At 44.1% G+C, this 10258-nt stretch carries 11 protein-coding genes and 1 rRNA gene; all 12 read left to right on the top strand.

Features of this window, described 5'->3' with window-relative positions:
- On the top strand, window positions 1–573 hold a 573-nt coding region (locus F7R24_RS12040), incomplete at its 5' end, for a chemotaxis protein CheW (RefSeq protein WP_206057546.1).
- Complete coding sequence (locus F7R24_RS12035; protein ID WP_151671510.1) at window positions 573–998, top strand: DUF2802 domain-containing protein; 426 nt, start codon at window positions 573–575, stop codon at window positions 996–998. The genes F7R24_RS12040 and F7R24_RS12035, both read left to right, overlap by 1 nt.
- Window positions 999–1100: 102 nt before the next feature.
- Window positions 1101–1508, top strand: coding sequence for a nucleoside-diphosphate kinase (ndk, locus tag F7R24_RS12030; RefSeq protein WP_151671509.1), 408 nt, complete (start codon window positions 1101–1103; stop codon window positions 1506–1508).
- Between the two features lie 64 nt (window positions 1509–1572).
- On the top strand, window positions 1573–2718 hold the full coding sequence (gene rlmN, locus F7R24_RS12025) for a dual-specificity RNA methyltransferase RlmN (protein WP_151671508.1): 1146 nt from the start codon (window positions 1573–1575) through the stop codon (window positions 2716–2718).
- Complete coding sequence (pilW, locus tag F7R24_RS12020) at window positions 2719–3486, top strand: type IV pilus biogenesis/stability protein PilW (RefSeq protein ID WP_206057545.1); 768 nt, start codon at window positions 2719–2721, stop codon at window positions 3484–3486.
- Window positions 3483–4400 carry a RodZ domain-containing protein gene (locus F7R24_RS12015; RefSeq protein ID WP_151671507.1) on the top strand — a complete coding sequence of 306 codons (918 nt, stop codon included), beginning with the start codon at window positions 3483–3485 and terminating at the stop codon, window positions 4398–4400. The genes pilW and F7R24_RS12015 overlap by 4 nt, the downstream gene beginning before the upstream one ends.
- A gap of 31 nt (window positions 4401–4431) precedes the next feature.
- A complete protein-coding gene (gene hisS, locus F7R24_RS12010) occupies window positions 4432–5718 on the top strand; it encodes a histidine--tRNA ligase (RefSeq protein ID WP_151671506.1) in 1287 nt (428 codons plus the stop codon).
- 6 nt (window positions 5719–5724) lie between these two features.
- On the top strand, window positions 5725–6381 hold the full coding sequence (locus F7R24_RS12005; RefSeq protein ID WP_151671505.1) for a YfgM family protein: 657 nt from the start codon (window positions 5725–5727) through the stop codon (window positions 6379–6381).
- A complete protein-coding gene (bamB, locus tag F7R24_RS12000; protein ID WP_240776102.1) occupies window positions 6381–7529 on the top strand; it encodes an outer membrane protein assembly factor BamB in 1149 nt (382 codons plus the stop codon). Before F7R24_RS12005 ends, bamB begins: the two co-directional genes overlap by 1 nt.
- 61 nt (window positions 7530–7590) lie before the next feature.
- Window positions 7591–9027 (top strand): ribosome biogenesis GTPase Der, encoded by a 1437-nt coding sequence (der, locus tag F7R24_RS11995; protein ID WP_151671503.1) that lies wholly within the window; start codon window positions 7591–7593, stop codon window positions 9025–9027.
- Between the two features lie 3 nt (window positions 9028–9030).
- Window positions 9031–9876, top strand: a complete 846-nt coding sequence (gene murI, locus F7R24_RS11990) for a glutamate racemase (RefSeq protein ID WP_151671502.1) — start codon at window positions 9031–9033, stop codon at window positions 9874–9876.
- A 298-nt stretch (window positions 9877–10174) separates the two neighbouring features.
- Window positions 10175–10258, top strand: a 16S ribosomal RNA gene (locus tag F7R24_RS11985); the annotation flags it as partial.

Here is a 10258-nt window from a genome sequence, read left to right as displayed (position 1 = left end):
CCAGAACCAGAACCAGAACCAGAACCAGAACCAGAACCAGAACCAGAACCAGAACCAGAACCAGAACCAGAACCAGAACCAGAACCAGAACCAGAACCAGAACCAGAACCAGAACCAGAACCAGAACCAGAACCAGAACCAGAACCAGCTGGTCTTCGTTGTATTTTGGTTGATGTGCATGGACTGAAGCTTGCCATACCGATGAGTGAAGTCGATGGTGCTCAAGAGGTCAGCAGCTTAACCATGAGTATTGATATGCATCATGACTGGATCATCGGTAATTTTGGTCCCGACGAAAACCCGATACACGTTGTGGATACTGGTCGTTGGGTCATTCCTGAAACTTACTCAGTAGATCAGGCTGCATACAGCGATGTTCTGATTTTGAAAGGTAGGAAATGGGCGTTGGCCTGTAATCAGATTATAAAATCGGTTGATCTACCTGATAGTGAGATTAACCTTAATCTTGATAAAGAAAGAAGGGCTTGGTTACATGGCACGTGCTTGAAGCAGCGCTGTGCTGTTTTAGATACCAATCAGCTCTTAGATGAGTTTGAGGTCATGATTATCTGATGAGTGCGTCATCTGCATCGACTTACCTATGGCTGATTGTTTTGGCTTTAGTGTTGTTTTCCATTATTGCACTGGTTATTACTAGCATGCTGTGGGTGCGCATTCGTCGACAAGAAAAGCGTCATCAGGTTCTGATTAATGTTTTACGAAATGAAATCCAAGGGATGACAGGTAGTTCGATAGGTATGGGTAAGCGTCTTATGACGGTTGAACAAAAGTTGGACATTGCTGTCGAAAAACAGCATGAGCTTGAAAACCGTGATCCGGGAGTATTAGCATACAACCAAGCAGCAAGGTTGATGGAGATGGGAGCCGGTGTTGATGACCTAGTACGATCTTGCGGAATAGGCAGGCCCGAAGCGGAATTGATGGCATTGCTGCATCGAGAGTTGCAGGATGAGCGTTCACTCACTCACAAGCATTAAAACTATCCGTTTAAAGCCCATTCATTGTCTATTTTCTTGTTCTTTGTTCACGTATAATTATCGCCCTTTATCGACCTTAGTTTTATGTGGGGATTCCTAAACATGTCAGTTGAACGTACATTATCTATCATCAAGCCAGACGCAGTAGCTAAAAACGTCATAGGTGAAATTGTAAGTCGTTTTGAAAAAGCGGGCTTGAAGGTTGTTGCCATGCAAATGAAACAACTAAGCAAAGAAGATGCTGAGGGTTTCTATGCTGAGCACAAAGAGCGTCCTTTCTTCGCCGATCTTGTCGCGTTTATGACTTCAGGCCCTGTTGTTGTTCAGGTATTAGAAGGTGAAAATGCTATTCTTCTGAATCGCGAACTGATGGGTGCAACGAACCCTAAAGAAGCCGCTGAAGGAACCATTCGTCGTGATTTCGCGACGTCTATTGATGCGAACGCTGTTCATGGATCAGATTCTGCTACTTCAGCTGCCCGTGAAATTGAATACTTTTTTGGTGCTTAATCAGCATCAGTTTCTAGGCCGGTTTATGCCGGCCTTTAACTAATTAGACTGCGGGTACCGGGTCATGTCACAACAGCCAGAAAAAATTAACCTGCTCGGCTTATCGCCAAAGCAACTCGAGGACTTTTTTGAGTCTATTGGCGAGAAGCGTTTTCGTGCCATTCAGGTTTTAAAATGGCTGCATCAACAGGGCGCTAGTAGCTTTGATGAGATGACCAATATCAGTAAAACGCTAAGGCAAAGATTAGCTGAAGTTGCTGATATACGAGAACCTGAAGTCATTCTGGAGAAAATATCCAACGATGGTACCCGAAAGTGGGTTATTCGCATGGATGGTGGTTCCAGTATCGAAATGGTGCTGATTCCAGAAGGTAGTCGTAAAACCCTATGTGTATCTTCACAAGTGGGATGTGCGTTAGATTGCAGTTTTTGTTCCACTGGCAAGCAAGGCTTTAATCGAAACCTGAGTGCAGCAGAGATTATTGCACAACTTCGTGTTGCTATACGCTCTTTTGGTCCCTTTGATCCAAAAGATGAGCGTCGTGTAACCAATGTTGTATTCATGGGAATGGGTGAGCCGCTGCTTAATTTTGATAATGTGCTGGCTGCCACTGAATTAATGATGGATGACAACGCTTATGGTTTATCTAAGCGTCGTGTGACCATCAGTACTGCAGGCGTAGTTCCTGCGATTGATCGTTTGGCAGGTCTGAGCGATGTTTCCCTTGCGGTTTCTATACACGCCCCCAATGATGAGCTGCGTAATCAGTTAGTTCCGGTGAATAAACGTTATCCCCTGAAAGAGTTAATTGCCGCCTGTAATAACTATTTGAGTCACTTGAACGATAAGCGGGTTATCACCGTTGAATACACCCTGCTTGAAGGTATCAATGATCAGCCTGAGCATGCTCGACAGTTGTTAAAGTTGTTAAGACAATTGCCTTGTAAGCTGAATCTTATTCCGTTTAATCCTTTCCCTAATTCTGGGTACACTAAACCTTCAAGTGAAGCGATCCTTAAATTTAAACAAATTATTGTAAACGGTGGTATCGTGACCACTGTCCGTAAGACAAGAGGTGATGATGTCGATGCCGCTTGTGGGCAATTGGTAGGTCAGGTTGACGATCGTACTCGACGTAGTCAAAAATATCTGTCTGTGTTACAACTTGACTCTACAACAGAAAGTTTAACGCCGGCAGGGGATAGCTGAGTGAAATACAGACTGATCAGTGTTTTATTTTTGACGTTGCTGCTGAATGGTTGTGCTTCTTCAGGCACAGCTAGTTCAGATGCGTCGCCTGAGGCTGCACAGCAGGCTTACACTCAATTGGGAGTTCAGTATCTGCAAGCGGGTGATACCGTCAATGCAAAAAGCTCATTGCAAAGAGCGCTTAGCATCAATGAACGCTATGCTCCTGCACATAATGCATTAGGTTTGGTGTTCCAAGCAGAGCGAGACTTTGAACTGGCTGAGCGCTACTTCAAGCGTGCTATAGAATTAGAGCCAATGAGTGCAATTTTTCACAACAACTATGGTGCTTTTCTCTACGCGCGTCAGCGCTTTGCAGAAGCCTGTCACCAGTTCTCGCGCGCTACTGAAGATCCCTTTTATCCTGCAAGAGCTCAAGCTTTCGAAAATATGGGGCGTTGTTATATTCAGTTAGGCAGGCTAGATGTTGCTGAGCACGCATTGAGGCGCTCTCTTGATCTTCAGAGAGATAGACCCTTTGCCCAAGTGGCCATGGCAGGATTATTACTTGATCAAGGAAATATTCCTGAAGCCGTTGGTTTGTATAATCGTTTTCGCGCTCAGGTCGATGCTCGAATGGCAGAGCAAGACGCTAACAGCCTGTGGGTTGGGGTTCGTATAGCTCGAGCAGATAGAAACCCGTCGCTTGCTGCGACCTATGGTTTGTTATTAAGAAATTTATATCCGGATAGCGAAGAGTATAGGCTCTTTAAGGAGTCGGAACAGTGAGTGTTGATGAACAGGATATCCAATCATCACGTTTTCCGGGGCATGAGTTTACTCAGGCTAGGGAGCGTTTGCACCTAAGTATAGAGCAAATTTCTACAGAGCTACATTTGCCCATTAAGGTTATCAAAGCGATAGAGTCTGGTAACCCGCAAAGCTTTCAAAACCCTGTATTTATAAGGGGCTACATACGTACTTACGCGAAACATTTGGGTATGGATGCTACTCATTACGCAAATCTCTATGCAAATTTGCCAGGTGTAGATTTAAAGCCGGTATCCATTAAGTCGACAACCAGTGTTAAAGAACGTGACCCTTCAAAGTCGCCGTTTATGAAAGTTTTTTCCTGGCTCTTTGTAATTGCAATCATTGCTATCATCATTTGGTGGTCTCGTGAGCAGTCTGGTCGATCTCTATTCACAACCACAGAGCCGCCAGCTGCTAGCTCATCTGAAGCTAATCAGCCTGACGATGTATTCGATCCTACAAGGTTATCACCGCCTCAATTACCAATTTCATCTTCAGACAGTAATGTTGTCGATGTATTTAATGCCAGTATGTCATCAGAAGACGATGAGTTCTCAGACACCTTGGAATCAGATCAACAAGTAGGTGATTTTGGATCCGTAGAGCAAATAGACGAAGTTCCAGTTGAGCAGGTCGCAGATAATAACTCCGGCTTGTTCATGCGCTTTAGTGGTGATTGCTGGGTTCAAGTCCGAGATGCCAACGATGTGCTGTTATACTCAGGTGTCGCTGCGGGAGGATCAGAGCTCCTGTTAGAAGGCGAGCTTCCTCTATCTTTGGTGATTGGGCGTCGTGAAGCAGTTTCAGAAATTACTTTCAATGGTGAAGTCGTTGATCTGGGACGTTTCGCATCCGGAAGCGTTGCTCGCTTCTCACTTCCATTACGTTAATAATAATTTTTGCAGTTAAGGTAATACGGTTTTGGCCAAGATTAAAGCCATTCGTGGCATGAACGATATACTGCCGGAACAAACCCCATTGTGGCAGTATTTAGAAGAGTCTACTCGTTCGATTTTGTCTAGCTATGGCTATAGCGAAATTAGAACCCCCATTGTTGAGAGCACAGATTTATTTTGTCGCTCAATCGGTGAAGTTACAGATATTGTTGAAAAAGAGATGTACACCTTTGACGACCGTAATGGTGAGAGTCTTACGTTACGTCCTGAAGGAACTGCAAGTTGTGTTAGGGCTTGTGAAGAACATGGTTTGATCTTTAATCAAGTTCAGCGGTTGTGGTATACCGGTCCTATGTTTCGCTACGAACGACCTCAGAAAGGTCGCTATCGTCAGTTTCATCAAATAGGTGTTGAAACGTTTGGAATGGTTGGTCCTGATATTGATACGGAACTGCTTCTTCTAACGGCTCGTTTGTGGAAAAAACTGGGTATTGATCATGCGGTAACCTTGCAGTTGAATACCTTGGGAAGTTCTGAAGCGCGTGCTTATTACCGAGATCAATTGGTTGCTTATTTAACAGATCATGTTGATCAACTTGATGAAGACAGTAAAAGACGACTCACCACCAATCCGTTAAGAATCTTGGATAGCAAAAATCCACAAGTTCAAGCGCTATTAGAAGGCGCGCCTGATTTTCATGCTTGCCTAGATGATGAATCACTAAAGCACTTTGATCAACTTAAGCGCAATTTAGAGTCTTTGGGTATCCCTTATGAAGTTAATCCAAGGCTTGTTCGTGGATTAGACTATTATGGAAGAACAGTATTTGAATGGGTTACCGATAAGTTGGGTGCTCAGGGTACTGTCTGTGCAGGTGGTCGTTACGATGGCTTGGTAGAACAATTAGGTGGTCGAGCAACGCCAGCGGTTGGTTTTGCTATGGGTGCTGAGCGCCTCATTCTGTTGTTGGAAGCTGAAGGTTCGCTTCCAGATCGATTGAAGCGACAGACCGATATATTTATTGCTGCCCTAGGCGACGCTGCTGAGCAAAAAGCCCTGTCTTTAGCTGAAAATCTAAGAGATTTAGTTTCTTGGCGATTAACCCTTGACTGTTCCGGTGGCAGCTTTAAAAGCAAGATGAAAAAAGCAGACCGAAGTGGTGCTAGGGTGGCGTTAATTTTGGGTGACAGTGAATTAGAGCAGGGTGTTGTTGCTTTAAAGCCGCTTAGAACACAAGATGAGCAAGAATTAGTCCCCTTTGATAAGATTGCTGCCGTGCTATCGGCTGAACACAGATATTTTAAGGAGTAAATTGGCATGGCAGAACTACGTACAGAAGAAGAGCAGCTTGAAGCGTTAAAAAGCTGGTGGAAAGAGAATGGTCGCTCATTATTGATCGGTGTGGTTGTTGCTGTGTCTGCCGTTATAGGTTGGCAAGGTTGGCAGTCCTACACAGAGCGCCAGGCAACCGAGGCTTCATGGCTATATCAAAATCTAGTTGAGGCAGTCGTAAGAGAGTTGGATGAAAATCCAAATCCACAACTAGAAACTATCATGCATCTTGGCAGCCAACTTAAAGAGAATCATTCCAAAACGACTTATAGTCAGTTTGCCGCTTTATTGCTTGCACGTGTCGCCGTACAGACACAAGATTACAGTGAAGCTTTAACTCAATTAGATTGGGTATTAGAGCGTGCATCAGAAGAAGATTTAAAGGTTGTTGCCAGTTTGCGTAAAGCTAGAGTACTGTTGGCAATGAATCAGGTAGATGAAGCTTCTTCATTATTGAGTGGGCTATCACCAAGAAGCTTTACCGCACTCTATTATGAGTTGCTAGGCGATATCGCATTACAAAAAGGTGATTTGAATTCAGCTGCACAAGCTTATGATCAAGCGCTTGCCGCAGCCGAGAACATGCCGAATCAACCTGTACTGCAAATGAAACGAGATGAATTAGGCAGAGAGGCAGGATAATGACCAGCTGGATGAAGCCATTATTAGCAGTAATCTTAACAAGCCTGATTGCAGGCTGTAGTTTCTGGGGTGGTAGTGATGAGATTCAACCAGCCGAATTGGTTGACTTCGTTCCAGAAAATAATGTTTCTGTACGATGGAGTGCTACTGTGGGTAGTGGTCCCGGTAGTCGTTTTCATCAAATGGTTCCATCCATAGATGGTGATCGCATATTTGCTGCAGATAGTAATGGTACAGTTGCCGCATTTGATCGCAATTCAGGTGCTCGAGCTTGGACCGCGAATTTGCGCGAACAAATTGTTGGCGGTGTCGGAGCGGGTTTTGGGCAGGTCATGCTGACTACTCGTTCCGGTCAAGTGATCTCGTTAAATGCTAATGACGGCAAAGAGCTATGGCGTCATCAGTTGTCCTCTGAGGTAACTGCGCAGCCACAAATTAATCGAGAGATTGTCGTACTTCAGCAGATTAATGGTCGAGTAACCGCTTTAGATCGAATGACGGGTGAACATAAATGGTCATTTGATGCTCAGGTCCCTGCTTTAACGTTAAGGGGATCAGGTGTGCCGCTGGTTGCAGCTGATGTTACCTTTGCAGGGTTGGCAAATGGTCGTATTGTTGCTTTGGACAATGTCGATGGTCAAATGATTTGGGATCAACGTGTTTCGCTTAATGAAGGTCGTTCAGACCTTGAGCGTATCGTTGATATTAATAGCCGTCCTACCATCGTGAATAATGTACTCTATGTCGTTGGCTATCAAGGTAGGCTGCTAGCGATTAACCCTTTCAATGCTCAGGCGCTTTGGGCACAGAATGTTTCTAGCTACCGAGGCTTGGCTTCTGGGTTTGGGAATATCTATGCGGTAGATGCTCAAGGTCATGTCCATGCCTATGATGCCGCCTCCGGCGCGAGTGTATGGTCGCAAACCCAGATGACTAACAGACGATTAACATCACCAACCGCGATTGGAACGACAATTGTTGTCGGTGATAGAGAAGGATACCTGCATTTTCTTTCTCAGGTGAATGGACAGTTTGTAGCTCGACATCGAGTTGATTCATCAGGTTTGCAGGGAGATTTGCTGGTAAGGGATAATACCTTGTATGTGTTAAGTAATGCTGGACGTCTTGTTGCATTAACACTCAATTAATTTGATTAAATGATGACCCATAGGCACGCTGAGTGCCTATTATCGTTATCTGGAAGAAACTATGTTACCGGTTATTGCGCTCGTTGGGCGACCCAATGTTGGAAAATCTACCCTGTTCAACAGGCTTACTCGTTCAAGAGATGCATTGGTAGCAGATCTTCCCGGCTTAACGCGAGATAGAAAGTATGGCGAAGGCCGAATTGGTGATCAAGGCTATATTGTCATCGATACCGGTGGTATTACCGGTGATGAAACTGGCATAGATCAAGCAATGGCTCAACAATCCCTCATGGCGATTGAAGAAGCAGATATTGTATTTTTTATTGTTGATGGTCGTGCAGGGTTAAATCCTGCCGATGAGTTAATTGCCAATCATCTACGCCGTAATAGTAAACACCATTATCTTGTAGTCAATAAGACAGACGGTATCGACCCTGATGTAGCTATGGGTGACTTCTACGGATTAGGTATTGGTAACCCTGTGCCTATTGCTGCTTCACATGGACGAGGCGTTTTATCGCTGATGGAAGATGTGCTAGCGCCTTTTCTGACGGAAGTAGAGGAAGACATTTCCGATGCAAATCCTCGTTATGATGGCAGTATTCGAATTGCCGTTATCGGTCGTCCCAATGTAGGTAAGTCGACACTCGTCAATCGCATGTTGGGGGAAGATAGGGTTGTTGTATTTGATCAGGCTGGAACGACGCGTGACAGTATTTATATTCCTTATGAGCGTGAAGATCAAAAATATACTTTGATCGACACTGCTGGGGTTAGACGTCGTAAACACATCACTGAAGCAGTGGAGAAATTTTCTATTGTTAAAACACTTCAGGCGATCCGTGATGCCAATGTCGTTATTATGGTTATCGATGCGCGTGAAGGAGTCACCGATCAAGATCTACATTTGCTAGGCTTTGTCATTGATGCTGGTCGAGCTATGGTGATTGCACTGAACAAGTGGGATGGCATGACCCAAGAGCAAAAAGATAAGGTGCGAGAGCAAATTCGTAGACGTTTAGAGTTTGCTGAGTTTGCAAGAATGCACTTTATTTCAGCCTTACATGGTACCGCTGTTGGTGATTTGTATGGTTCAGTTCATGAGGCCTATGATGCTGCAATGGCTAAATGGTCTACTAACAAGCTGACTCGTCTTCTTGAAGATATCGTAGCTGACCATCAGCCACCCAGTGTTAATAATCACCGTATAAAATTACGTTATGCGCATCAGGGTGGTTCAAATCCGCCGATTATTGTTGTTCATGGTAATCAGACAGATATGTTGCCGAACTCCTATAAGCGCTATCTTGAGAATCGTTTTATTAAGGTGTTGAAAATCCGCGGTACACCCATTCGCTTTGAGTTTAAGACGGGTGATAATCCTTTTGCAGGTAAGCGAAATATCTTGACGGCACGTCAAAAGCTTAAGAAGCAGCGTAACATGGAGCATATTAAAGAGTTGAAGAAGCGCTCAATTAAACGTGCACGGAAAAAATAATAAATGAGTTCCAGTAACAATCGCCCGATAGGTTTATTTGATTCTGGTGTGGGCGGTTTGACTGTCCTTAATGCTGTTCGTAAAGCACTACCCAATGAGAATCTAATCTATTTGGGTGATACTGCTAGAGTTCCATATGGTACTAAAAGCTCCTTATCCATTACACGCTATGCCGAGCAAGCATTAAAAGCTTTGTTGCGTTACGACATTAAAGCCTTGGTGATTGCCTGCAATACAGCATCAGCAGTTGCCTTAGATACACTGATTGCAAAGTATCCAGAATTATTGGTTTTAGGTGTCGTAGAGCCAGGTGCTGAAGCTGCAGTTAATATGACAAAAAAGGGTCATATAGGCGTGATCGCAACCGAAAGTACCGTGAATAACCAAGCGTATCAAAAAGCCATACTATCCCGTATGCCCGAAGCGATAGTTAAATCCGCAGCATGCTCACTCTTTGTGGCATTAGCAGAAGAGGGATGGCACGACGGTGAATTAGTTGATGCAATTGTTAAGCGTTCACTGAGCGGTCTGTTTGATCATTATCGCCATGGCGAGGATATGCTAGATACGCTTGTATTAGGCTGTACACACTTTCCGGCATTAAAGTCGTCAATTGCCAATGTTGTAGGTGATAAAGTTTCTCTAGTAGATTCAGCCGAAACATCTGCAACACAGCTTAAAATGCAGTTAAGTAAAACGAATTTGCTTTCTTCAGAAGAGAATGCTGGGCGAGTAAGATTTTTAGTGACAGATGGCCCTTCGCGCTTTGCTCGTGTGGCAAAGAACTTCTATAGCGAAGCAGTTGATGTCGATCAAATTGAACTGATAGATATCCAGCATTTCGGTTAATCGCGGCTACAAAAAATAAAATTAAAAAAGAGTGTTGACGAACAGAATCTGGCTCTATATTATACGCACCTCGCTTGAGACAACAACCCAACACATCGGGTTGCACAGAGAACTCAAGCCGCTCTTTAACAAATTAATCAGGTAATGCGTGTGGGCGCTTGTTCAGGTTAGGTATTAAAGCTTAATCGAGAATAAGCAACCTATATGTGAATTCATTTAGATGTAGATGTAAGTTCTTGAGCATGAATTAGATGACGCTTGTTGGCTTAGGCTGATGAGATGTTATCGACAGTTTTTTAAACTGAAGAGTTTGATCATGGCTCAGATTGAACGCTGGCGGCAGGCCTAACACATGCAAGTCGAGCGGTAGAAAGTAGCTTGC

Source organism: Nitrincola schmidtii, assembly GCF_008973715.1.
In the GTDB taxonomy this organism is placed as follows: domain Bacteria; phylum Pseudomonadota; class Gammaproteobacteria; order Pseudomonadales; family Balneatricaceae; genus Nitrincola; species Nitrincola schmidtii.
Note: the sequence above shows the minus strand (reverse complement) of the source record. Positions and strands in the feature narration are given on the sequence as shown.

What these genes read in the sequence shown, in the direction of transcription:
- F7R24_RS12035 (WP_151671510.1), top strand. Translation starts at nt 573, where the DNA reads ATGAGTGCGTCATCTGCATCGACTTACCTATGGCTGATTGTTTTGGCT.
- ndk (WP_151671509.1), top strand. Translation starts at nt 1,101, where the DNA reads ATGTCAGTTGAACGTACATTATCTATCATCAAGCCAGACGCAGTAGCT.
- rlmN (WP_151671508.1), top strand. Translation starts at nt 1,573, where the DNA reads ATGTCACAACAGCCAGAAAAAATTAACCTGCTCGGCTTATCGCCAAAG.
- F7R24_RS12005 (WP_151671505.1), top strand. Translation starts at nt 5,725, where the DNA reads ATGGCAGAACTACGTACAGAAGAAGAGCAGCTTGAAGCGTTAAAAAGC.
- bamB (WP_240776102.1), top strand. Translation starts at nt 6,381, where the DNA reads ATGACCAGCTGGATGAAGCCATTATTAGCAGTAATCTTAACAAGCCTG.
- der (WP_151671503.1), top strand. Translation starts at nt 7,591, where the DNA reads ATGTTACCGGTTATTGCGCTCGTTGGGCGACCCAATGTTGGAAAATCT.
- murI (WP_151671502.1), top strand. Translation starts at nt 9,031, where the DNA reads ATGAGTTCCAGTAACAATCGCCCGATAGGTTTATTTGATTCTGGTGTG.